Annotated in this window: 20 protein-coding genes; 11 read left to right on the top strand and 9 right to left on the bottom strand. The window is 71.7% G+C overall.

Features of this window, described 5'->3' with window-relative positions; all coding sequences use genetic code 11:
• Window positions 1–18: 18 nt before the first annotated feature.
• The 6 genes from mihF to OG494_RS21730 all read left to right on the top strand — a co-directional run bounded on the left by mihF (window position 19) and on the right by OG494_RS21730 (window position 6,011).
• Window positions 19–336, top strand: coding sequence for an integration host factor, actinobacterial type (gene mihF, locus OG494_RS21755; protein WP_013224622.1), 318 nt, complete (start codon window positions 19–21; stop codon window positions 334–336).
• Window positions 333–1,001, top strand: a complete 669-nt coding sequence (gene gmk, locus OG494_RS21750) for a guanylate kinase (RefSeq protein WP_442874448.1) — start codon at window positions 333–335, stop codon at window positions 999–1,001. Before mihF ends, gmk begins: the two co-directional genes overlap by 4 nt.
• Complete coding sequence (gene rpoZ / locus OG494_RS21745; protein ID WP_005152353.1) at window positions 998–1,267, top strand: DNA-directed RNA polymerase subunit omega; 270 nt, start codon at window positions 998–1,000, stop codon at window positions 1,265–1,267. Before gmk ends, rpoZ begins: the two co-directional genes overlap by 4 nt.
• Window positions 1,260–2,480, top strand: coding sequence for a bifunctional phosphopantothenoylcysteine decarboxylase/phosphopantothenate--cysteine ligase CoaBC (coaBC, locus tag OG494_RS21740; RefSeq protein WP_328458503.1), 1,221 nt, complete (start codon window positions 1,260–1,262; stop codon window positions 2,478–2,480). Before rpoZ ends, coaBC begins: the two co-directional genes overlap by 8 nt.
• Before the next feature lie 93 nt (window positions 2,481–2,573).
• Window positions 2,574–3,776 (top strand): methionine adenosyltransferase, encoded by a 1,203-nt coding sequence (metK, locus tag OG494_RS21735; protein WP_328458502.1) that lies wholly within the window; start codon window positions 2,574–2,576, stop codon window positions 3,774–3,776.
• A gap of 117 nt (window positions 3,777–3,893) precedes the next feature.
• Window positions 3,894–6,011: a primosomal protein N' gene (locus tag OG494_RS21730; RefSeq protein ID WP_328458501.1), complete on the top strand. Its 2,118-nt coding sequence runs from the start codon at window positions 3,894–3,896 to the stop codon at window positions 6,009–6,011.
• Window positions 6,012–6,055: 44 nt separating this feature from the next.
• Here the strand turns inward: OG494_RS21730 and OG494_RS21725 are convergent, their stop codons facing one another.
• The 3 genes from OG494_RS21725 to OG494_RS21715 form a co-directional block, all read right to left on the bottom strand.
• Window positions 6,056–7,036 carry a hypothetical protein gene (locus tag OG494_RS21725; protein ID WP_328458499.1) on the bottom strand — a complete coding sequence of 327 codons (981 nt, stop codon included), beginning with the start codon at window positions 7,034–7,036 and terminating at the stop codon, window positions 6,056–6,058.
• A gap of 428 nt (window positions 7,037–7,464) precedes the next feature.
• Entirely contained in the window at window positions 7,465–8,811 is a 1,347-nt protein-coding gene (locus tag OG494_RS21720) for a hypothetical protein (RefSeq protein ID WP_328458497.1), read from the bottom strand.
• A gap of 95 nt (window positions 8,812–8,906) precedes the next feature.
• Entirely contained in the window at window positions 8,907–10,385 is a 1,479-nt protein-coding gene (locus tag OG494_RS21715; RefSeq protein WP_328458495.1) for a hypothetical protein, read from the bottom strand.
• A 131-nt stretch (window positions 10,386–10,516) separates the two neighbouring features.
• Between OG494_RS21715 and OG494_RS21710 the strand changes: the two genes are divergently transcribed.
• Entirely contained in the window at window positions 10,517–10,804 is a 288-nt protein-coding gene (locus OG494_RS21710) for a hypothetical protein (RefSeq protein WP_328458493.1), read from the top strand.
• A 49-nt stretch (window positions 10,805–10,853) separates the two neighbouring features.
• Here the strand turns inward: OG494_RS21710 and OG494_RS21705 are convergent, their stop codons facing one another.
• Window positions 10,854–11,678 (bottom strand): lysozyme, encoded by an 825-nt coding sequence (locus OG494_RS21705; protein ID WP_328458491.1) that lies wholly within the window; start codon window positions 11,676–11,678, stop codon window positions 10,854–10,856.
• A gap of 212 nt (window positions 11,679–11,890) precedes the next feature.
• On the opposite strand from OG494_RS21705, the gene ggt reads away from it, so the two are divergent.
• From ggt to OG494_RS21685, 4 genes are all read left to right on the top strand, one after another.
• Entirely contained in the window at window positions 11,891–13,690 is a 1,800-nt protein-coding gene (gene ggt, locus OG494_RS21700; protein ID WP_328458489.1) for a gamma-glutamyltransferase, read from the top strand.
• A 372-nt stretch (window positions 13,691–14,062) separates the two neighbouring features.
• Window positions 14,063–14,989, top strand: a complete 927-nt coding sequence (fmt, locus tag OG494_RS21695; RefSeq protein WP_328458487.1) for a methionyl-tRNA formyltransferase — start codon at window positions 14,063–14,065, stop codon at window positions 14,987–14,989.
• The gene (locus OG494_RS21690) at window positions 14,986–16,410 is read left to right on the top strand and encodes an RsmB/NOP family class I SAM-dependent RNA methyltransferase (protein WP_328458485.1); all 1,425 of its coding nucleotides are present in this window, start codon (window positions 14,986–14,988) and stop codon (window positions 16,408–16,410) included. Before fmt ends, OG494_RS21690 begins: the two co-directional genes overlap by 4 nt.
• Window positions 16,407–16,904 (top strand): flavoprotein, encoded by a 498-nt coding sequence (locus OG494_RS21685; RefSeq protein WP_328458483.1) that lies wholly within the window; start codon window positions 16,407–16,409, stop codon window positions 16,902–16,904. The genes OG494_RS21690 and OG494_RS21685 overlap by 4 nt, the downstream gene beginning before the upstream one ends.
• 93 nt (window positions 16,905–16,997) lie before the next feature.
• Here the strand turns inward: OG494_RS21685 and OG494_RS21680 are convergent, their stop codons facing one another.
• From OG494_RS21680 to OG494_RS21660, 5 genes are all read right to left on the bottom strand, one after another.
• Window positions 16,998–18,122 carry a serine hydrolase domain-containing protein gene (locus tag OG494_RS21680; RefSeq protein WP_328458481.1) on the bottom strand — a complete coding sequence of 375 codons (1,125 nt, stop codon included), beginning with the start codon at window positions 18,120–18,122 and terminating at the stop codon, window positions 16,998–17,000.
• 34 nt (window positions 18,123–18,156) lie between these two features.
• Window positions 18,157–19,266, bottom strand: a complete 1,110-nt coding sequence (locus tag OG494_RS21675) for a serine hydrolase domain-containing protein (RefSeq protein ID WP_328458479.1) — start codon at window positions 19,264–19,266, stop codon at window positions 18,157–18,159.
• 177 nt (window positions 19,267–19,443) lie between these two features.
• A complete protein-coding gene (gene phoA / locus OG494_RS21670; protein ID WP_328458477.1) occupies window positions 19,444–20,835 on the bottom strand; it encodes an alkaline phosphatase in 1,392 nt (463 codons plus the stop codon).
• A gap of 156 nt (window positions 20,836–20,991) precedes the next feature.
• Window positions 20,992–21,651, bottom strand: a complete 660-nt coding sequence (locus tag OG494_RS21665) for a response regulator transcription factor (RefSeq protein ID WP_328458475.1) — start codon at window positions 21,649–21,651, stop codon at window positions 20,992–20,994.
• Window positions 21,648–22,847, bottom strand: a complete 1,200-nt coding sequence (locus OG494_RS21660; RefSeq protein WP_328458473.1) for a sensor histidine kinase — start codon at window positions 22,845–22,847, stop codon at window positions 21,648–21,650. Before OG494_RS21660 ends, OG494_RS21665 begins: the two co-directional genes overlap by 4 nt.
• Between the last annotated feature and the right edge of the window lie 23 nt (window positions 22,848–22,870).

Raw genomic sequence — 22,870 nt, 5'->3', positions numbered from 1 at the left:
GAACTACCGGAGGAAAACGTGGCACTTCCCCAGCTGACAGAGGAACAGCGTGCTGCGGCGCTGGAGAAGGCCGCCGCTGCTCGCAAGATCCGTGCTGAGCTGAAGGAGCGGCTGAAGCGGGGCGGTACCACTCTGGTCGACGTGCTGAAGCAGGCCGAGGAGAACGAAGTCCTCGGCAAGATGAAGGTTTCGGCTCTGCTCGAGGCCCTTCCGGGCGTCGGCAAGGTCCGCGCTCAGCAGACCATGGAACGACTGGAGATCGCCCCCAGCCGTCGTCTCCGCGGCCTCGGCGACCGGCAGCGCAAGGCGCTGCTGGCCGAGTTCAGCGGCGAGTGAGCGGCGTCGGTCAGGACAACCCGGCGAGCCGGGGCGCCGACCGCGGCAGTGAGCCGGTGACGGGGGATCTCTCCCGGCACCGGCTCACGGTCGTATCGGGGCCGTCCGGTGTCGGGAAGTCGAGCGTGGTGGGCGAACTGCGGAAGCTGGAGCCCGACATCTACTTCAGCGTCTCGGTCACCACGCGCAAGCCTCGCCCCGGCGAGATCGACGGGGCGCACTACCACTTCGTCGATCGCGTCGAATTCGACGCGATGGTCGCCGACGGCCGGCTGCTGGAATGGGCCGAGTTCGCGGGCAACTGCTACGGCACTCCCCGCGAGCCCGTCGAGAAGGCCCTCGCCGACGGCCGGCCGGCGATCCTGGAGATCGAACTCCAGGGCGCCCGTCAGGTCCGCGTGGCGATGCCGGAGGCCCGGCTCGTGATGCTGATGCCGCCGTCGTGGGAGGAACTGGTCGGCCGGCTCACCGGGCGCGGCACCGAGAGCGAAGCTTCGGTGCAGGCCCGGCTGGCGGAAGCGGAGCGTGAGCTCGCCGCCGCCGGGGAGTTCGACGAGCGCCTCGTCAACGCCGACGTGCGTGAGGCCGCTGAGCACTTGCTAAGCTTGATTACCGGCGAGCAGTTTGCCGCCGGTAGCCCAACGGATTCGGAGCACCACGAGTGACGACTCAGGCGACCCTGCACGAAGAGCTCGAGGGCATCACCAACCCGCCGATCGACGACCTCCTCGAGAAGGTCAGCTCGAAGTACGCGCTGGTGATCTACTCGGCCAAGCGTGCCCGCCAGATCAACGACTACTACGCCCAGCTGGGCGAGGGCCTGCTCGAGTACGTCGGCCCGCTCGTCGAGCCGGGCCCGCGCGAGAAGCCGCTCTCGATCGCGCTGCGCGAGATCCACGGTGGCCTGCTCGAGCACACCGAGGGTGAGTAAACCCCGCGTCGTCCTGGGCGTAGGCGGCGGCATCGCCGCCTACAAGGCCTGTGAGGTCCTGCGAGGGCTGACCGAATCCGGTCACGACGTCCGCGTGGTGCCCACCGAAGCCGCGCTGAACTTCGTCGGCGCGGCCACCTTCGAAGCCCTCTCCGGGCACCCGGTGCACACCGGCGTGTTCACCGAGGTGCCCGAGGTGCAGCACGTCCGCGTCGGCAAGGAGGCCGACCTCGTTATCGTCGTCCCGGCCACCGCGAACCTGCTCGCGAAGGCCGCCCACGGCATCGCGGACGACCTGCTGACGAACACCCTGCTCACCGCCCGGTGCCCGATCGCCTTCTTCCCGGCGATGCACACGGAGATGTGGGAGCACCCCGCCACCCGCGACAACGTCGCGCTGCTGCGGTCCCGCGGCCTGGTGGTCGCCGAGCCGGACTCGGGCCGGTTGACCGGCGCCGACACCGGCAAGGGCCGGCTGGCGAACCCCGCCGAGATCGTCGACCTCGCCCGGTTGCTGCTGGCCAAGCCCGGCGCCCTGCCCCGCGACCTCGAAGGCGTCCGCGTCGTCGTCTCAGCGGGTGGGACGCGTGAGCCACTCGACCCGGTCCGCTACCTGGGCAACCGCTCGTCCGGCAAGCAGGGCTACGCGCTGGCCCGCGTCGCCGCCCAGCGCGGCGCCGAGGTCACCCTGGTCGCGGCCCACACGGTCGCCCTGCCGGACCCGGCGGGCAGCACCGTGAAGCACGTGTCGACCGCCGAGGAGATGCGGGTCGCGGTGCACGAGGCGGCCGCTTCGGCCGACGTCGTCGTGATGGCCGCCGCCGTGGCCGATTTCCGGCCGGCGAACCGCGCCGAGGTCAAGATCAAGAAGTCCGACGACCAGCCGGATCCGGTCGTCACCCTCGACCGCAACGCCGACATCCTCGCCGAGCTGGTGCGGCACCGGCGGGCCGGTCAGGTCGTCGTCGGGTTCGCCGCCGAGACCGGCGACGAGCACGGCAGCGTCCTCGACCACGCCCGCGTGAAGCTCAAGCGCAAGGGCGCCGACCTGCTGATGGTCAACGCCGTCGGCGACGGCAAGGCGTTCGGCACCGAGGACAATTCGGGCTGGCTACTGGCCGCCGACGGCACGGAAATCCCTATACCTCTGGCGCGGAAAGCCGAGCTGGCGTCCACCCTGTGGGACGCTGTGGTGAGCTTCATGAAGCATTGACTGTCCCCCGAGCGATAGTCAGTACGCTTGCACAGGTAAGGGGTGCCTAAGTTTCGGGGCATCCGACGACAAGGTGAGGAAGTGACGGCCACCGTGACCGCGTCTAGCAGCAGATTGTTCACCTCGGAGTCGGTGACCGAAGGGCACCCCGACAAGATTTGCGACGCCATCAGCGACTCGATCCTCGACGGTCTGCTGTCGAAGGACCCGCGCAGCCGCGTCGCGGTCGAGACCCTGATCACCACCGGCCAGGTCCACGTCGCCGGTGAGGTGACCACCGAGGCCTACGCCGACATCCCGACGATCGTGCGGGACGTGATCCTGCGGATCGGGTACGACTCGTCGGCGAAGGGGTTCGACGGCAACTCGTGCGGTGTCAACGTCGCGATCGGGTCGCAGTCGGCCGACATCGCCCAGGGCGTCGACACCGCGTACGAGTCCCGCGTCGAGTCCGATGAGGACGAGATCAACCGCCAGGGTGCGGGTGACCAGGGCCTGATGTTCGGCTACGCGTGCTCCGACACCCCGGAGCTGATGCCGCTGCCGATCGCGCTGGCGCACCGGCTGTCGAAGCGGCTGACCGCGGTCCGCAAGGACGGTGTGCTGCCGTACCTGCGCCCGGACGGCAAGACCCAGGTGACCATCGAGTACGCCGGTGACCAGCCGGTGCGCCTCGACACGGTCGTCGTCTCGTCGCAGCACGCGGACGGGATCGACCTGGACAAGATGCTCAGCGTCGATGTCAAGGAGCACGTCGTCGGCCCGGAGCTGGAAGACCTGGGCATCGACACCTCGAGCGCGCGGCTGCTGGTCAACCCGACCGGTCGCTTCGTGATCGGTGGTCCGATGGGTGACGCCGGGCTGACCGGCCGGAAGATCATCGTCGACACCTACGGCGGCATGGCCCGTCACGGTGGTGGCGCGTTCTCGGGCAAGGACCCGTCGAAGGTCGACCGTTCCGCGGCGTACGCGATGCGCTGGGTCGCGAAGAACGTCGTTGCCGCCGGGTTGGCGACGCGGACTGAGGTGCAGGTCGCGTACGCGATCGGCAAGGCGGCGCCGGTGGGTCTGTTCGTGGAGACGTTCGGGACGGAGACGGTGGATCCGTCGAAGATCCAGCAGGCCATCACCGAGGTGTTCGACCTGCGTCCGGCGGCGATCATCCGCGACCTGGACCTGCTGCGCCCGATCTACGCCCCGACCGCCGCGTACGGCCACTTCGGCCGCCCGGAACTGGACCTGCCGTGGGAGAGCACCGCTCGCGCCGCTGACCTGAAGTCGGCCGCGGGAGCCTGATCCGTCCGGTCCGTGAAGGCCACCTTGAGGGACTCTATGTCCCTGAAGGTGGCCTTCACGGCGTTCTGGCGTCGGGGCTGTCGGGTCCTGTCGGAGGGTTCTGGTAGAGATCTCGGGGTGAGCAGTTCCGAGCCCGCCGCCCTCTGGGAGCTTCCCGAGGAGCCGCCGCCCGCCGCCGCGAAAGCCGTGGTGCCGTCGCGTGCCCGGAAGAAGCCGTCCAAGGCACCGAAGCCGGGGGAGAAGGCGAAGGGCGCCCAGCAGCCCGCGCCCGAGCGGTCCGTGGCGCGGATCGTCGTCGACATCCCGCTGGCGCACCTCGACCGCACCTTCGACTACCGCGTGCCCGAGAAGCTGCACGAAACCGCGGTGCCGGGCTGCCGGGTCCGCGTCCGGTTCGCCGGGCAACTGGTCGACGGTTACCTCGTCGAACGCGCCGAGACGACCGACTACGGCAGCAAACTGGCCTTCCTCGACCGCGTCACCTCCGCCGAACCGGTGCTGACGCCGTCGTTGCACGCCCTCTGCCGCGCGGTGGCCGACCGCTACGGCGGCACCCTCTCGGACGTCCTGCGGCTCGCGATCCCACCGCGGCACGCGAAGGTCGAGAGCGAGCCGCCCGCCGTCACGGCGGAGTTCCCGGAGGCGCCCGACAGCACGGCCTGGGCGCGCTACCAGCGCGGCCCGGCGTTCCTGGAGGCGCTGGCCGAGGGGAAGCCCGCGAACGCCGTCTGGCAGGCCCTGCCGGGCGAGGACTGGCCGCGCCGGCTGGCCGAGGCCGCGGCGACCGCCGCCGCGGCCGGGCACGGCGCCGTGCTGGTCGTACCGGACCACCGAGACCTGACGCGGGTGCACGAAGCGTGCGCCGCGCTCGTGGGGGAGAACGGCGTCGTCGCCCTGATCGCCGGGCTCGGTCCCGCCGAGCGGTACCGGCGCTGGCTCGCGGTGCTGCGCGGCGCGGTCCGGGTGGTGGTCGGCACCCGGGCGGCGATGTTCGCGCCGGTCGCCGAGCCGGGCCTGTTCGTGGTCTGGGACGACGGCGACGACCTGCACCTCGACCAGCACGCGCCGTACCCGCACGTCCGCGACGTGCTGATGGACCGCGCGCACACGGCGAAGGCGTCCCTGCTGGTCGGCGGCTTCGCCCGGACGGCCGAGGCCCAGCTGCTCGTCGAGTCGGGCTGGGCAGCCCCGGTCCTGGCGGACCGCGCGGAACTGCGCGCGGCGGCCCCCCGCGTCACCCCGGTCGGCGAGGACTTCGACGTCGCCCGAGACGAAGCCGCCCGCGTCGCCCGCCTCCCGGCGGTTGCGTTCGAAGCGGCGCGCCAGGCGTTCGCGGCGGGCGTCCCGACCCTGATCCAGGTCCCGCGACGCGGCTACGTGCCGGGGTTGGCGTGCGGAAACTGCCGCACCCCGGCGCATTGCCGCCGCTGCGCCGGTCCGCTGGCGCTGCCCGGCGGCTCGATCGACGGCCGGCCGAAACCGCCGGGGTGCCGCTGGTGCGGCGTCCCGGAAACAGCGTTCCGCTGCCCGGCGTGCGGCTCGGTCCGCCTGCGAGCGGTGATCGTCGGCGCGAAGCGGACGGCGGAGGAGCTGGGCCGCGCGTTCCCGGGCATCCCGGTCCGCACGTCCGGCGCGTCGGAGGTCCTCGCATCGGTACCGGGCAAACCCGCACTGGTGGTCTGCACGCCAGGAGCGGAACCGGTGGCCGAAGGCGGCTACGGCGCGGCATTGCTGCTGGACGGCTGGGCCTTGCTGGGCCGCCAGGACCTGCGGGCGGGCGAGGAGACACTGCGCCGCTGGATGGCCGCGGCGGCCCTGGTCCGCCCCGGCTCGTCGGGTGGCCGGGTGATCGTCGGAGCCGAGGCGGGAATGGCGGTGGTCCAGGCCCTGGTCCGCTGGGACCCGGCGTGGCACGCGTCGCAGGAACTGGCCGAGCGCCGAGAGCTGGGCTTCCCCCCGGCGATGCGGATGGCGAGCGTCGAGGGCACGCCGGACGCGGTAGCGGGCGTTCTGGACGATCTGCCGTTGCCGCCATCCGGAGAGGTCCTGGGCCCGGTCCCGCTGGGCGAGCTGGACGAGGAGGGCAACGCGGAGAGAGAACGCGCCCTGGTCCGGGTTTCCCGAAGCGAAGGAAAAGCGCTGGCAGCAGCAATCCACGCAGCGGCGGCCCGGCGTGACGCCCGGAAGGCCACGGAACCGATCCGCATCCAACTGGACCCGATGGAACTCATTTAGGGCGTGAGCGAACGGATCGATGGGCCGGAAGTTACCGCAGCACGTCAATCAGGTGGCAGGTCGTTCCGCCGGGCGAGTTCGGCGGTGATCTCGGGCAGCCACTCCCGTAGCACCTTGACCAGCCGCTTCTTCGTTTCCGACGCCAACTGCTCCTTCAGCGGGTCGAGGCAGTACTCCACGACCGCTTTGTGTCGCTCGGGAGCCTTGCAGATTAATACAGCAAGGATGCGAATCACTGGAAGAAACTTGCGAACCTGGATGATCCAGCCAAAAAGGGAGAGTCCTTGTACGTACTTCCAAATGCTATTGACGGCGGTTTTGATGACGAAGTCTGTGAGCGGAGCGCGTTCGGATGCCTTACGTGACTTGATGATAAGGGCGGTGACCTTGTCCGGCACTTTGTCGAACGCCTTGGCGCCTTCGGCCAGGACGTGTGCCAGATGCGCGAACAAGTCACACCAGAAATGATCCGCGAGCGCGACCTTGACTTCCTTCGGTACCGGGCCGCCCCACGCTCGCTCGATGTCACTGAGGACGTGCGCGGCCAGAATGTCGCCCAGTTCTTCTACTCTGGTGACAACCGGTCCGCCGGTCGACAAGCCGCCTTTCGGCGGAGTGGTGTCCGGTGCTGCTTGCGTGCCAGGTATTCCGTCGATGGATGATCGGGCGGAAGGTGCTATGTCGTCAGTCGGATTGTCGGGCAGCGTCTGGTGCGGCCGCGGCGCCTCGGACTGTGAAAGATGTTCGCTGCCGATCGCTGGTGGTCTCTCGGCCGGAGCGGTCTCCGAGGCGGCCAGGTCTTGTGTCAGCCACTCCACGAGGTCGGCGATCGCCGAGTCGATTCCCGCGATCTTCTTCGGATAGCTGATCCTCTGCGAGGGGCGCTGATTCGCGTTCCTTTTTCCCACAACGGCGGCCTGCCAGGCCTCGTCCACGTTCGTTCGAAACTCGTGGCGAACGGTGGGATCGGGATTCTTGGCGAGGCTGACGGCGCCTTTCCAGCCGTGTTGTGTGCCCCAGCACATCGTGCACTGGCACCTTCGGCTCTGTGCGCGCTCGCAGTTCGGGTAATGCCGCATACATCCCCCTTGCAGGCAGAAATCGACTATGCCGCGATCAGGTGCTCGGGCCCTACCGCTGACCAAGTGAAATTCCCTGGTTGCTCTGCGTAGTGCCCGTGCGTGAGGGCATCGACAACGCGGAAGTCATCGGTGGTCTCCGCTTGGCGAGCCTGAGCGATGTGCTCTGGTACAGGACGAAACTGCGGTGCCCAAGGACCGCACGGCATTGCGAGAACACGGGCGCATCTGCGCAAGTTGCCACTGGTCGGCGCGCGGCCACAGTGGGTCGGCCTGGGATGATCATGGTGGCGGCGGCCGTACTCCTAGCGTCCGGGCGCTGCTTGTTGTGTCGTCCCGTCAATCACTCGTGATTGACGGGACGACACGGTGGGTCAGAGGACTGTGGCTGGGAGGGATTCGAGGGCGGCGCGCGGGGATTCCGTTGCCGGGGACGGGGTTGCCGAGGTGGAAGGCGTCGCGGCGGCCGTCGCCAAGGTGATCACCTGGGCCGCGATCGCCTGGCGGCGGGACTCGAAGTCCGGGTCCGTCAGCGCCGCCGGGTCGGTCGGCTGGCCCAGCACCGGCGTGTGCAGGTGGCCGCCGGCCACGGCCGTCAGGTTCAGGCCCAAGCGGATCCGGTTCGCGCGGAACATCGACTCGTTCGACAGGTAGTTCCCGCCGCCGCCCGACGCCGCGATTTCGCCGGGCGCCGGGGCGTCCGAACGGCACACCGGCGTGCCCGCGCCCGGGTGCGCCGAGTCCGGCCAGACGCAGAACGCCTGGTTGAAGTTCACCGGATAGGCGCCGGCCGGCGCGTCGAGCATCCGTTGGTACGGCAGGGTCGTCTCGATGAACTGGACATCCGGCTGCGGCCAGCCCGTCGCGGGCGGGACGCCGCCGGTCACCGATGCGTTGTTGTTGTCGGGAAAGCCGCCGCGCCAGGCGCCGGCCCAGCGTTCGATGTCGAACCGGCCCGGCCGGCCCTGGCTGATGGTGATCAGCACGTCGGGCCGACGCGCGCGGTCGCGCAGCGCCGAGCCGTACGCCGCTTCGACGACGCCTTCGTCGAAGTAGCCCCAAACCACCGGGAAGCTCACCGCCTGCACCACGGCGGGGCCGGACGGCGTGTCCAGCACGCGCCCGTCCAGCTGCAGCGCCGACGCCCCGGCCGGGTTCGAGATCCGGACGCCCGCACCGTCCAGCTGGAACGGGTCGAACCCGCTCACCATGACCCGCCGCGTCTTCCCGGGCGGGAACCGGACGTCGTCGAGGCCGCGTGAGCCGCGGTCGAACGCCGTGAGCAGAGAAGCGCGGCCGGGCAACGGAAACGCCGGTGTCCACTGCCGCACCGCGCTGCTGAGCTGCAGCCGTGCCCAGTACAACGGCCGGTCGTCGAAGCGGTCGAGTGTGCCGAGATCCGGACGACGGCCTTGGGCGCGGTCGACGGCCGTCCGCCACAGCCGGTCGCCGGCCTCGGTGACGACGCGTTCGGCCCGGCGCGGTGTACGCGCCACGCAGAGGTCGTGCTTCACCCCGGCCACCAACGGATCCAACCCGGCCAGCCGGACGAGCTCGGGGCCGACCGCGGGACCACCCGCCGGCATGGGGGCGGTGAGCCGTTGTTCCTCCACCGTCAGCGGGACGGTGGTGTCGAAGCAGCCGGGCGCGGCTGTGGCGACGGCGGGGAACGCGAAGAGCGGGACGGCGGCGAGCAGGGGGAGCAGAGCGGTCAGGCGCACGGGTTTCCCTCCACGGCGTGGGTGACGCGGCCGAGTCTTCCGTCGACCGCGCCACCCGCGGAACCCGCGGAAGTCGGGATCAGCCGGTCCGATCGTCAGAGAGCTGCGCCCGCGGATGCCTCGGCCGGCAGCCGCAGCCACCAGTTCGCGCGAGTGCGGACGGCGGGAGCGTAGGTCCGCAGGAGCCGCAGACCGTCGCGGTCGCCCTTCATCCCGACCGCGTAGAGCGCGGCTCGCTGGGTGCTCTCACCGGTCGGGCGCTGGGTGAGCACGTGGTGCCAGAGACGCAGGTCCGTCCGGCCGGGGAGGTGCGCCAGCGCCACGGCCGCGGTGTCCCGCGCCGCGCCCCGCCGCACCAGGTCCTCGACGACCGGGCGGTGCCGGGCTTCGCCCAGGCTGCCCAGCAGATCCACCAGCACAGTGTGGACCGCCGAGCTGCTCTTCGTGCGCCCGCTGGTCAGCAGCGACGCGAGAGTGTCGGCGAGGACGCCGCGAAACGGCGACGCGTGCAGGACATTGACCGTGAGGATGCGCAGATCGCTGTCGGTGCTGAGCAGTGCCTGCCGGATGATCCGTTTGCCGAGGAGATCGTGTTCGTGGCGGCGGTTCTGGGTGCTGTCCAGGGCATGGATCAGTTCGTCGAAGGCTGCGTCGCCCGCTTTGCCGAGATCTGCCGTGCGCGCATCGGGACGATGCGGGCGGTACCGGGTGAGTGTCGCGAGCACGTCCGAAGCGGCTTCGCGGACCGGAGGCGAGGTCGATGCGCCGGCGCACAGCTCGCGGGTGACGGCTTCGAGCCGGTGGGCCGTGCTGTGGTCACCAGGCGGCCGGGCCGCCCACGCGAAGAGCGCGCCGAGCTGCTCGGATTCGTTCCGCGGCTCGCAAAGGAGGTGAAGGAGCCGGCGGGACGCCGGCAGCGTCCGGTTCGCCGCGAGCAAGGCGATCGGATCGATGATCAGCTGACAGGAAGGCTCGGCGACGAATTCTTCGGTCGCCGCGACGAGCGCGACACCTCCTTCCGTGTGCTCGTGCACCCGCTGCAACGCGGAAAGCCGGAGCAGGTATCGCCAGCCCACGGAAAGGCACATTTCGGTGAGCAGCCGGTGGGCCAGGGTGTCCCACACGGGCCGGGCGATCTTGCGTCGCTGTCGGGTCAGGGAAATCGTCAGGTCCGCCCATTCCGCCGCGGAAACGGGAGCACGGTCGAGGCATTTTTCGAGCAGCTCCTCGCAGGGCCGCGCGGTCCGGCGCCCTGTGGGGCGCTCCCGGCCGAGCGCGGTCACCACGGCTGCCAGCTCGCCCGGCGGCAGGTCGAAGAGCAGCTCGTACTGCTGCAGGGCCCACGTCGGGACCGTGACCAGGGAGTTCTCCCAGCGGGAAATCGTGGCGTCATGGACCGGTGGCGTTCGTATCGCGGCGGCCAGCCGGCGGATGGTCAGAGCGACGTCGTCCCCGTAGAGGCGCCACATCTTGAGCAGCCAGGCCGCGAGCTGACCCCGTTCCACCCGTGCCCACGGATCGGCCGTCTCGTCGTCGCCGAGCGAAGTTTGACGTCCACGCCGAGCCGTTGGCATCACCCGATTCTGACGCGCCGCGTCGCCGGGGTACGCCGCCGAACGGGTGCACCGGTTTCGCAGCAAACGGCTTGTGGGACGAGCGCGCGCTTTACGGTCGGTTTCCCGTCCACCCGAAAGGAAATCCGATCATGGCACCGAAGCGTGGGTATGTGTACTTATGTCCGTTCCTGAACAATGATTTCACTTCCCGCAGAAACAAGGAGCGGGTGGTCGTGTTGATTCCGGAGTACGGCAAAGGCGGCAAGGAGTGCTTGGTTGTCGGCGTCGCAGGAAATGGAGACAACTGGGTAGCGGACCTCGACCACGTGTACACCGTCTTATCCGACAAGCTGGAGGAGTACCAGCCGTACCTCCCCGACAGTGACGTCAAGGCCGCCAAAGACGATCTGGCGAAGCGGATCAGGAAACCATTCTGATCAGTGAGCGGGAGCACGCCAGGCGCGTGGCGTGCTCCCGACCCGGGTGTCAGCCGGTCGCCAGGACCTTCAGGCGTGAGATGTCCGCGCTGAACTGATCCTGATCGATGGGCGAAGAGCTGTACTGCCAGAACGTGTAGAAGTCCCACTTGTACGGCAGCGTCCCCACCGTTGACGCGTACCGCGCCACCCACAGCGGGTTCGTCGAGCTGAAGTCGCCCGTGTTTCCGGTGCACTGGCTCCACCAGCTCGTCGCCGTGTAGATCACCGGCCAGCGGGTGGTCTTCTTGTGGTACTCGTCGCTGAACGCCTTGATCCACGCGACCATCTGCGCCGCGGTCTTGCCGTAGCACGCGTTGTTCGGGCCCCACTCGATGTCGAGCGTGCCCGGGAGCGTCTTGCCGTCTTTCGACCAGCCGCCGCCGTGGGCGACGAAGTAGTCGGCCTGGGCCGCGCCGCCCGCGAGGTCCGGGCGGCCGTAGTGGTAGGCGCCGTGGATCATGCCGACGTTGTACGAACCCGTGTACTGCTGGCTGAAGTAGGCGTTGACGTAGCCCGTGCCCTCGGTCGCCTTGACGTAGGCGAACTTCTTGCCCGCGCTCCAGTACGACGCCCAGTTGACGTTGCCCTGGTAGGAGCTGACGTCGATGCCGGGGACGCTCGCGTCCACCGACGCCGGGGCCAGGCCGGCGGGTGCGACGCCGACGCCGTCGTGGGCGCGGATCGCCGCACCCATCTCGTGGTTGCCGGTGGCGTCCTGGTCCGGGAGCCCCGGCGCCGCGTTCGCGCCGGTGGCGGTCACGACCAGCAGGGAGGTCGAGACCGCGAGCGCGGCGCCGAACAGGCGCCGCCACCCCCGTCGTTGTGCTGTCATCGTGCGTTCCTTTCGGGTTGCCCTCGCGGTGCGCGGCTGTGCAGGGCCGCGCGGAATGAGTCTGTTACATCTGCGCATGTCATGTCACTGCTCCATGTGATTCAATTTCTTGCTACGTCCGAGCTCGTGAATCGCCAACGGATCGGACGAAAGGGATTCCCGGCGCCCTTTGGCGCTTGATGCGCCCTCACGCAAGGGGCAGACTCGCCCGCATGCCCGCGCTCCGGAGTCGCCGAACCCTCGTCATCGCCGCCACGGCCGCGCTCCTCACGACCGTCGCGACCGGACCCGCCACCGCCGCCACGCCCACCCCGAAGAGCCCGGTCGCCACCGGCTTCGGCGGCGCCGTGGCCAGCATCGACGCCGACGCCACCGCGATCGGCACCCAGGTCCTGCGCGACGGCGGGAACGCCGTCGACGCGGCCGTCGCGGTCGCAGCCGCGCTCGGCGTCACCGACCCGTTCTCCGCCGGGGTCGGCGGTGGCGGGTTCTTCGTCTACTACGACGCGAAGACCGGTCGCGTCCACACGCTGGACGGTCGCGAGACCGCGCCGAAGTCCGCCGACGCGAACCTCTTCGTCGAGAACGGCCAGCCGCTGCCGTTCAACGACGCCGTCACGAGCGGGCTGAGCGTCGGCGTTCCCGGCACCCCCGCGACGTGGTCCGAGGCCCTCCGCAAGTGGGGGACGCGCTCACTGGCGAAGTCCCTGAAGCCCGCGGAGAACCTGGCGCGCAAGGGATTCGTCGTCGATCCGACCTTCCAGACGCAGATCGCGAACAACGCTGCGCGGTTCGCCGCGTTCCCGTCGACGCGCTCGCTGTACCTGCCGAACGGCGCGCCGCCCGCGCCCGGCACCGTCTTCCGGAACCCGGATCTCGCCGCGACGTACGCGCAGCTGGAACGCGGCGGCGTCGACGCGCTCTACAGGGGGCCGATCGGCGCGGACATCGCGAAGACCGTGCAGAATCCGCCGAAAGATCCCGCCTCGACGCTCAATGTGCGTCCCGGCAAGCTGACCGCCCGGGACATCGCCGACTACCGGGTGATCGAGCGCACGCCGACCCACGCCGAGTACCGCGGCCTGGACGTCTACGGCATGCCGGCGCCGTCCTCGGGCGGGCTCACCGTCGGCGAGGCGCTCAACATCCTCGAGAACTACGACCTCAAGCACGCGAGCAAGGCCGACTACCTGCAGTACTTCCTGGAGTCGACGCGGTTCGCCTTCGCCGACCGCAACCGCTGGATCGGCGACCCGGCCGTGATCGACGTCCCGGCCAAGGAACTGCTGAGCCAGCGCTTCGCCGACAGCCGCGCCTGCCTGATCTCGAAGGACAAGGCCGCGACCAGCCCGGTCGCCCCGGCCGACCCGAAGCACCCCACGCCGTGTGCCGCGGGCACGACGGGCGCGCCGACGCCGTACGAGGGTGAGAACACCACGCACCTGACGGTCGCCGACAAGTGGGGCAACGTCGTCGCCTACACGCTGACCATCGAGCAGGAGGGCGGCAGCGGCATCGTCGTGCCGGGTCGCGGGTTCCTGCTCAACAACGAGCTGACCGACTTCTCGTTCACCCCGGTGACGCCGGGAGTGCCCGACCCGAACCTGCCCGGCCCCGGCAAGCGGCCGCGCTCGTCGATGGCGCCGACGATCGTGCTCAAGGACGGCCGCCCGTTCTTCGCCACCGGCTCGCCGGGCGGCGCGTCGATCATCACGACGGTGCTGCAGGTGCTGACCGGCCGGATCGACCGTGGCCTGTCGCTGGAGGACGCCATCGCGGCGCCGCGCGCGTCCCAGCGGAACTCGGCGCAGGCGCAGGTCGAGCAGGAGTTCCTGAACCTGCCCGAGACGGCCGTGCTCAAGGCCCGCGGCCAGGCCTTCTCGACGGCGCCCGCGGAGATCGGCGCGGCCACCGGAGTCGAGCGTCTGCGCGACGGCCGCTGGCAGGCGGCGGCCGAACCGGTCCGCCGCGGCATCGGCTCGGCCCAGGTGGTGTGGCCCACGCACTGGTGATGCGGTCCGGCTCGCGGCGCGGCCCAGCCTCGACGCGGGCCGGCTCGCGAGCCGGGTCGGTCCCGACGCGGTCCGGCCGGTGACGACGTCCCGACGTCCGGCCCGCCGCGACTCAGCCCCCAAAGCAGCCCCCGCCCCCCAAAGCAGCCCCCGCCCTCACCGGGGGTCCGGCCCCGCTCCCAGTTTACCGGGGGTGCCCGACGAGAAGCCGGGAAACGGTCACCGGCCGTCCGGTTGTCCACATCACGGCCCTGCTGTGGACAACCGCGGCCCAAGGTGGGCACTGGCGCGCCCGGCCGAACGGGGCCTTCTAGACTCAGGCCCGATGTTGCAGCCACGTGAATCCTCCCTGCTCCCGCCGGGGGTGGGCCGATGAAGCTCGTCTTCGCCGGCACCCCCGACCCGGCGGTCCCCGCCCTGCGCGCTCTGCTCGACTCCGGGCGCCACGAGGTCGTCGCCGTCGTGACCCGGCCCGATGCCCAGGCCGGGCGCGGTCGCCACGTCGTCCGGTCGCCCGTCGGCGCGCTCGCCGACGAGCACGGCATCGAGGTGCTGACGCCCGCCCGCGCCGGCGACCCGGCCTTCCTCGCGCGCCTGTCCGAGCTCGCGCCGGACGCCTGCCCGGTCGTCGCCTACGGGGCGCTGCTGCCGCAGTCCGCCCTCGACATCCCGTCGCTCGGCTGGGTGAACCTGCACTTCTCACTGCTGCCCGCGTGGCGCGGTGCCGCGCCGGTGCAGGCCGCGATCCGCGCCGGCGACGAGATCACCGGCGCGTCGACCTTCCGGATCGTCAAGGAGCTGGACGCGGGCCCGGTCTTCGGGGTGGTCACCGAGACCATCGCCGCGACCGACACCGCGGGCGAGCTGCTCGGCCGGCTGTCGGAGTCGGGGGCGAAGCTGCTGCTGTCCACCATGGACGGTCTCGCCGACGGCTCCCTGCGCGCGCAGGAGCAGCCCGCCGAGGGCCTCAGCTACGCGCCGAAGGTGACGGTCGACGACGCGCGGGTGTCGTTCGCCGACCCGGCCGCGGCGGTCGACCGCCAGATCCGGTCGGTCACCCCGGACCCGGGCGCGTGGGCGGAGTTCCGCGGGGAACGGCTGAAGCTCGGCCCGGTCACGGTGCTCGACGAACCCGGCCCGCCGCCGGGCGAGCTCGTGCTGGAGCGCAAACGGGTGCTGGTCGGGACGGCGACGAAGCCGTTGCGGCTCGGCGAAGTCCAGGCACCCGGCAAGAAACGGATGGCGGCCACCGACTGGGCTCGCGGAACACGGATCGAGCAGGGAGAACGCCTCCGGTGAACGACAACAGGGAACGCCGGCCGTCACGGCCGCAGCGGAGCCACCCGGCCCCGCGCAAGGAAAGCCCGCGCCGCCCGCCGGAGGTGGACGCCGCCCGCCAGGCCGCGTTCGACGTCCTGCGCGCCGTGCGCGAGAAGGACGCCTACGCCAACCTCGTCCTGCCGGACCTGCTGCGCGAGCGGCGGATCAGCGGCCGGGACGCGGCACTGGCCACCGAGCTGGCGTACGGCACGTCGCGGGCGCAGGGCCTGCTCGACGCCGTCATCGAGGCCAACGCCGAGCGGCCGCTGGCCAAGACCGACCCCACGGTGCTGGACGCGCTGCGCCTCGGCGTCTACCAGCTGCTGCGCACGCGCATCCCGGAGCACGCCGCGGTGACGTCCACTGTGGACCTCGTGCGCGCCGAAGCCGGTTCGTGGGCCACGGGTTTCGCGAACGCCATCATGCGCAAGGTGTCCGAAAAGGACGAAAACGCCTGGCTCGACGAGCTGGCGCCGGACGACTCGACCGACCCGATCGGCGCGTACGCGCTGCGCACCGCGCACCCGCGGTGGATCGCCCGGTCGTTCGCCGAAGCACTGGGCGACAAGGGTGCCGGCCTCAAGGCCGCGCTCGAAGCCGACGACGCGCGGCCCGAGGTGCACCTGGTCGCCCGCCCCGGCGAGATCACCGCCGACGAGCTGGCCGCGATCACCGGCGGCGACCCGGCGCCGTACTCGCCCTACGGCGTGCGCCTGCCCGCGGGCGCCGGCGACCCGGCCGACGCCGAGCCGATCCGCGAGCGGCTGGCCGCGGTGCAGGACGAGGGCAGCCAGCTCTGCGCGATCGCCGCGACGAAGGTGCCGGTCGAGGGCTCGGACGAGCGCTGGCTCGACCTGTGCGCCGGCCCCGGCGGCAAGGCGGTCATGCTCGGCTCCCTCGCGGCGCTGAGCGGCGCGAGGGTGGACGCCGTCGAGAAGGCGCCGCACCGCGCGAAGCTGGTCGAGAAGGCCACGATCGGCCTGCCGGTGAAGGTGCACGTCGCCGACGGGCGCGAAAGCGGCTTGGAACCGGGCTACGACCGGATCCTGGTCGACGCGCCCTGCAGCGGCCTCGGTGCGCTGCGACGGCGGCCGGAGGCGCGCTGGCGGCGTCAGCCCTCCGACGTCGCGGACCTGACGAAGCTGCAGGGTGAGCTGATCACCGCGGCCTACGCCCTGCTGCGGCCCGGCGGCGCGCTCACCTACGTCGTCTGCTCGCCGCACCTGGCGGAGACCGAGGGCGTGGTGGGCGAGACGGCGCGGCGCCTCAAGGCCGAAGTGCTGGACTCGCGGGAGTTCTTCCCCGGCGTGCCCGAGCTCGGTGACGGGCCGTACGTGCAGCTGTGGCCGCACCGCCACGGCACCGACGCGATGTTCTGCGCCGTGCTGCGCAAACCGTGAGGGACCTCGGGCTGGTCGCCGGCTCGTGCGGCGGGCTGGACGTCCGGTTCGCCGCCGAGCTGGCCCGGCCCGCCGCCGCCCGCGGCTGGCGGACGGCGATCACCTTGACGCCGACGGCGATGCGCTGGCTCGAGTCGACCGGCACCCTCGCCGACGTCGAGTCGGCGACGGATCTGCCGGTGCGCAGCGCGTCCCGGCTGCCGGGGGAGCCCCGGCCGCACCCGGACCCGTCGGTGTTCCTGTTCGCGCCCGCGTCGGCCAACTCGGTGGCGAAGCTGGCGCTCGGGATCGCGGACAACCAGGCGCTGACCGTGCTCGGTGACGTCCTCGGCGCGCCCGGGATCACGATCGTCGTGGCCTACCAGATCCAGGACACCCGGGTGCACCACCCGGCGTGGCAGCGCCACCTCGGCACCCTCGCGGAGGCCGGGGTGACGCTGCACCGCCTGGACGTCGGGCGGCCGTGGACCGAGGTGCTGGACCTGCTGCCCTGAACAGGCCGTCTCCCTGAGCAGGCCGTTTCCCTGAACAGCTTGTGGGGCGCCGCCCCCGATTTCCACGCTACCGGGTGGCACCGACAGTTCCGGCTACCGCCGGGCCAGGGCGACCTCGAACGCCGTCTCGGTGTTCTGCTGCACGCCGTCGGGGGCGGGGAGCTCGTTGACCGACACGGCGGCGGCCCGGCCGCCGTCGAGGGCGCCGGCCAGGGTGGCGAAGCCGAAGATTCCGCCGTCGTGGCCCCAGTACGGCGTGCCGTCCGGCAGCGTGCGGCGGATCAGGCCGAGGCCGTAGTCGGCGCCGGGCTCGCTCGGTGCCGGGACCGTGTGCCGCATCTGCGCGAGCTGCGCGGCGGGCAGCAGCCGGCCGGCCAGCAACGCGCTGAAGAACGTGTCCAGGTCCCGGCCGGTCGACACGAGCCCGCCCGCGGCGCCGGCGACCGACGGGTCGAAGTCGGTGAAGTCGGTCGGGGGCCCGCCGAGCGTCAGGTACCCGCGCGGGTGTGGCGCCGGCAGGTGTTCGTCGCCGCGGCCGGGCAGCGACGTGTCGCGCAAGCCGAGCGGCCGGGCGATCCGGCGGTCGATCTCGGTGGCGAGACTGCGGCCGGTCACCTTTTCGACAAGCATCCCGGCGACGATGTAGTCGGTGTTCGAATAGGACCAGGAACTGCCGGGTGCGAACAACGGCGGGTGCTGCAGCGCGATCGCGACCAGTTCGCCGGGCTCGGCACCGCGGTGGCGCAGGGACTCGGGGTCCGCCGTCAGCACGTCGTCGGTGTAGTTGTAGAGCCCGCTGGTGTGCTGCAACAGGTTCCGCACGGTGATCTGCCGGCCGTCGTTCCCGTTGCCGGCGACGAGACCGGGCAGGTAACGCTCGATCGGCTCGTCGAGCCGCACTTTCCCGTCGGCGACGAGCTGGAGCACCACCGTCGCGACGAACGTCTTGGTGACGCTGCCGACGCGGAACACGGCGTCGTGCGGGTACGGCTTCCCCGTGGTCAGATCGCCGATCCCGCGGCGCGTCTCGGTGACGCGCCCGTGGTCGGTGACGACGGCTTCGGCGCCGGGCGCGCCACCCTGGGCGGTGACGCGGTCGAGCGCCCGCTGCAGCGGATTCGTGGTGCCGGCGAGCGCCGGCGCCGCGGTGGTCGCCGCGAGGAGCGCGACGAGCGTGCCGCAGGCGACGATCTGCCTGCCGCGTAGGGACTTCCGCATGAAACAACCCCCTGGGGTCTCGGTGTTCCTGGACCTATCGGCCTGAGCAGAGCGCCGCGTCCGTCGCCGCGAGCAGGTGCGCCTCCGCGGCTTCCGGTGCCGGGTTCTGGTTGAGGACGACCGTCGCGCGCCGGCCGCCCGGGCCGACGCCGGCGAGGTTCGTGAAGCCGAGGACCCCGCCTTCGTGGCCCCAGAACTCCCCGCACGACAGCGGGATGCTGCCCAGCCCCAGGCCGTAGCGGGCGCCCGGGACGCCGAGGTCGGCCGGGACCGTGCGCCGCATCTCGGCCAGCTCGGCGGGACGCAGCAGCTTCCCGCCGAGGAGGGCGCCGTAGAACCGGTCGAGGTCGGCCGGGGTGGACACGAGCCCGCCCGCCGCCCCCGCGATCGTGGCGTCGTAGTCGCTGAAGTCGACCAGGTTTCCGTCGATCGGCACGTAACCGACGGCGTGCGGCGCGGGCAGCTTCTCGTCACCGCGGCGTGGGAGGTAGGTGTCGCGCAGGCCCAGCGGGCGGGTGATCCGGTGGGCGATCTCGTCGCCCAGCGCGTGCCCGGTCACGCGTTCGGCGAGCATCCCCGCGACGATGTAGTTGGTGTTCGAGTACGACCAGCTCGTGCCGGGCGGGAACAACGCGGGGTGCTTCACCGTCATCGCCACCAGCTCGGCCGGGTCCGCGCCGCGGTGGCGCAGTGCCTCCGGATCGGACAGGTCCAGGTCGTCGGTGTAGTTGTACAGCCCGCTGGTGTGCTGCAGCAGCTGCCGCACGGTGATCCGCCGGTCCGGCAGCAGGCCCGGCAGGTACCGCTCGACCGGCGCGTCCAGCTTCACCCGGCCCTCGCCGGCGAGCTGGAGCACGACGGTCGCGACGAACGACTTCGTGACGCTGCCCACGCGGAAGGAACCGTTGCGCGGGAACGGTTTCCCGGTGGCGACGTCCCCGGTGCCGCTGCGCGTGACCCGCGTCCGGGAGCCGTCCTGGACGACGGCTTCGGCGCCCGGGACGCCGTCCTGGGCGGTCAGGGTGTCGAGCGCGCCCTGGAGCGGGCTCGTAACGGCGAGCGCCGGCGCCGCGGTGGTCGCCGCGAGGAGCGCGACGAGCGTGCCGCAGGCGACGATCTGCCTGCCGCGTAAGGACTTCCGCATGAAACAACCCCCTGGTGTCGTGGTGCTCCCCAACCTAGGGAGCCCGGCACCACGGGGCATTGGGGCTGACCGCCCGAACGATCCGGGGGCCTGCCCCACCACCGGAGCCCGAAAGCCGTGAAGGCCACCTTGAGGGACATAGCGTCCCTCAAGGTGGCCTTCACGGCTTTACGCAGGTCAGCGCAGGCGCAGGGCCCGCTTCAGCGTGCCGAACAGGTCGGTCTGGTTGGTCAGGCCGACGATGTTGGCCGCCTGCGGGCCGAGGCCCGCGATGCGCACCTGGGTGCCCGTGTGCGACTGCGAGCCGCCCGTTTCCGCGGTGCCGTAGGCGAGGGTCATGTTCGCGCCCTCGTTGGTGACGAGCGTCGCGGTCAGGCCCGGGGTGGCCGTCGGCTCGACGATCTGGCTGCTGTGGCCGTGGTCGGCGGTCACCAGTACCAGGGTGTCGGGGTGGCTGCGGGCGTACGCCGTGCCCGCCGCGATCGCCGCGTCGAAGTCGACCGTCTCGCCGATCTGGCCGCACGGGTCGGCCGCGTGGTCCTGCTTGTCGATGCTGGCGCCCTCGACCTGCAGGAAGAAGCCCTTGTCGCTGCGGCGGTCCTCGAGCAGCTCGATCGCCTTGCGGGTCTGCTCGGCCAGCTTCGGCTGGGTCTTCGGCAGCGCCGCGTTCGGGGTGCAGCGGGCCGGCGCGGTGCCGCCGTGCACGGCCGCCGGGCCGGTCCAGTTCACCGGCATGTTGTTCTTGGCGAACAGGCCGAGGACCGGCTTGCCCTTCTTCGCCGCCGCCAGGTCCGCCGCGGTGTTGACGACGTTGTAGCCGGCCGCCTTGGCCTGCTCCAGCACGGTCTTGCCCTTGAACTTCCCGGCGGTCACCTTCTGGTCGAAGTACGTCGCACCGCCGCCCAGCAGGACGTCGGGGCGGGTCTGCACCAGCTGCTCGGAGATCGAGCCGAGGCCGCCGTTCTCCTTGGCGTTCTTCGCGCACTTCGCGGTCGTCTCGACCGGGCCCTTGCAGTCGCGGCTGACGACGTGCGAGCCGAGCACGGCCGGGGTGGCGTCCTGGACCTCGGCGGTCGTGACGTCGCCGGTGCGCAGGCCGTTGCGCTTGGCGATCTCGAGGATCGTCGGCACGTCGTTGCCGTACGCGTCGACCGAGATCGCGCCGTTGTAGGACTTGGTGCCGGTGGCCCAGCCGGTGCCGGACGCGGCCGAGTCGGTCACGTAGTTCGGCTTGCCGGGGTTGTTCTGCTCGACGGCGTAGGTCGTGTAGTCGCCGGTCAGGGGCAGCTCGTCCATCGCGAGCCGGCCCGCGGCGCCGCGCTCGTAGTTGCGGGCGGCGGTGATCTCCGACTGGCCCATGCCGTCACCGATGAACAGGATGACGTTGCGGGCGCTGCCGCCCTGGATCGCGGAGCGGACGTCGTTGGTGCGGTCGCCGGTGCCGGCCGAACGTGCGTCGGCGGGGCCGGAGCCGGTGGCGGCCAGGGCGACCGGGGCGGCGGCGACCAGTGCGGCGCCGAGCGCGCCGGCGACCAGCCACCGGCGGCGGCCGGTGAGCAGCGAAGCCATGTTTCTCCTCTTCGGGGACTTCGGGAAGTAAAGGTCCGGATTCCGGACACGGGTTATTAGTCCGGTTGCACGTGTGCCGTGCACGGACGCGAGGTGAGCGTCAGGTGGCGGCTGGCCGAACACCTGGCTTCCCGTGGGTGACCGGGAGCACGTCGGTTATTGACCGGCGAGGTGTCCCGGCCGGACGACGCCCGCTTCGTAGGCGATGACCACGGCCTGGCTGCGGTTGCCCGCGCCGAGCTTCCCGAAGATGTTGCCCACGTGGGTCTTGACGGTCTCGAGGCTGATCACGAGCGCGGCGGCGATGTCCTGGTTGGACAGTCCGGTGGCGATCAGCCGCAGCACCTCGGCTTCGCGCCGGGTCAGCTTCTTCGCCGCCCGCGCGTGCTCCCCGCCCGGCGTCCGCGCGCTCACCAGCCGCCGGATCGCCTCGGGGAACAGCAGCGACTCGCCGGCGGCGACGGTCCGCACGGCGTGCGCGATCTCCTCCTTGCGTGCCCGCTTCAGCAGGAACCCGCTGGCCCCGGCCAGCAGCGCTTCGTGCACGTAGTCGTCGTTGTCGAACGTCGTGACGACGAGGACTTTCGGCGGTTCGGCGAGCGCCCCGAGGAGCTGCCGGGTCGCCTCGATGCCGTCGGTGCCGGGCATCCGGACGTCCATCAGCACGACGTCCGGCCCGGTCCGGCGCACCGCGGGCAGCACTTCGGCGCCGTCGGCCGCCTCGCCGACGACCGTCAGGCCCTGCTGCTCCAGCAGGGCCCGCAGGCCGGCGCGGACCAGGGGTTCGTCGTCGGCCAGCAGGACGGTCGGGCTCACGCGCCCGTCCGCAGCGGGATGGTCGCGCTCAGCCGCCACCGCTCGCCGTCCGGGCCGGCGTCGAGCTCGCCGCGCAGTGCTTCGACGCGCTCCGCGAGCCCCTCCAGCCCGTGACGTCCCGAGCGTGCGCGTTCCCCGTCCAGGGGGTTGACGATCGCGATCTCCAGCCGGTCCGGCCCGGCCTCGACGCGGACGTCCACCCGGCCCGGCCCGGCGTGCCGCAGGGCGTTGGTCAGGCCTTCCTGGACGATCCGGTAGCCCTCGCGAGACACGGCGGCGGGCAGCGCGGCGACCGGGCCGCGCACGGTCAGCCGGACGTCGAGCCCGGCGTCGCGGGCGCGAACGGCGAGGACGTCCACCTCGGTCAACGTGCGTGTCGGCTCCTTCGCGGCCGGCTCTTCGCGCAGCAGGCCGAGGACGTGGTCGAGGTCTTCCAGGGCGCTGCGCGAGGATTCTTCGATCGTGGCGAGGGCGCGCCGCGCCTGGGCCGGGTCCGCCTCGACCAGGTCGGCGGCGGCCGCCGCGTGCAGGGTCGACGTCGTCAGCGTGTGCCCGATCGAGTCGTGCAGCTCGCGGGCCAGCCGGTTGCGCTGGGCGAGCACGGCGGCGCGGCGTTCGGCGAGCACCGCGCGCTCGGCCGCGGACGGCCCCAGCAGGGCGGCCGCGCCGACGCGGAGACCGAGGGTGGCGGCCGCGGTCAGCACCAGCGCCGCGACGACCGCCACCACCCCGAACAGGATCGTCCACGCCCCGAGCGGGACGTCCGACCAGAACAGCGAGATCCGGTCCTGGCCACCCGCCAGCCACACCGCGGGCACGAGCATCCCGAGGCCCAGGAAGGCCAGCACGGTGACCAGGACGCCGCTGGCCGCGGTGTGCAGCGCGAGCCACAGGCCCGAGCGCAGCCGTGCCCCGGCACCCGGGTGCCGCTCGGGCGCCGGGACGCCGGTGCCGAGCAGGGTGTTGGCCAGGCCGACGCCGAGGCGCCGCACCGGTCCCAGCAGGCCCAGCAGCCCCATCAGCACGGCCAGGGCGAGCAGGGCGATGAGCGCGCGGAGCCGGGAGTCGACGTCGACGGACACCGCCACGGCGAGGGCGAACGGGGCCACCGGCACCGCGATGGCGGCGCCCGCGGCGGCGTGGAGCAGGCTGCGGTAGCTGCCGATCCGCGTCAGGGACAGGAGGAATCCGGACATGCGGCGAGCGTAGGGCGGCCGGG

It is taken from the genome of Amycolatopsis sp. NBC_00438 (assembly GCF_036026695.1).
Classification (GTDB): Bacteria; Actinomycetota; Actinomycetes; order Mycobacteriales; family Pseudonocardiaceae; genus Amycolatopsis.
Note: the sequence above shows the minus strand (reverse complement) of the source record. Positions and strands in the feature narration are given on the sequence as shown.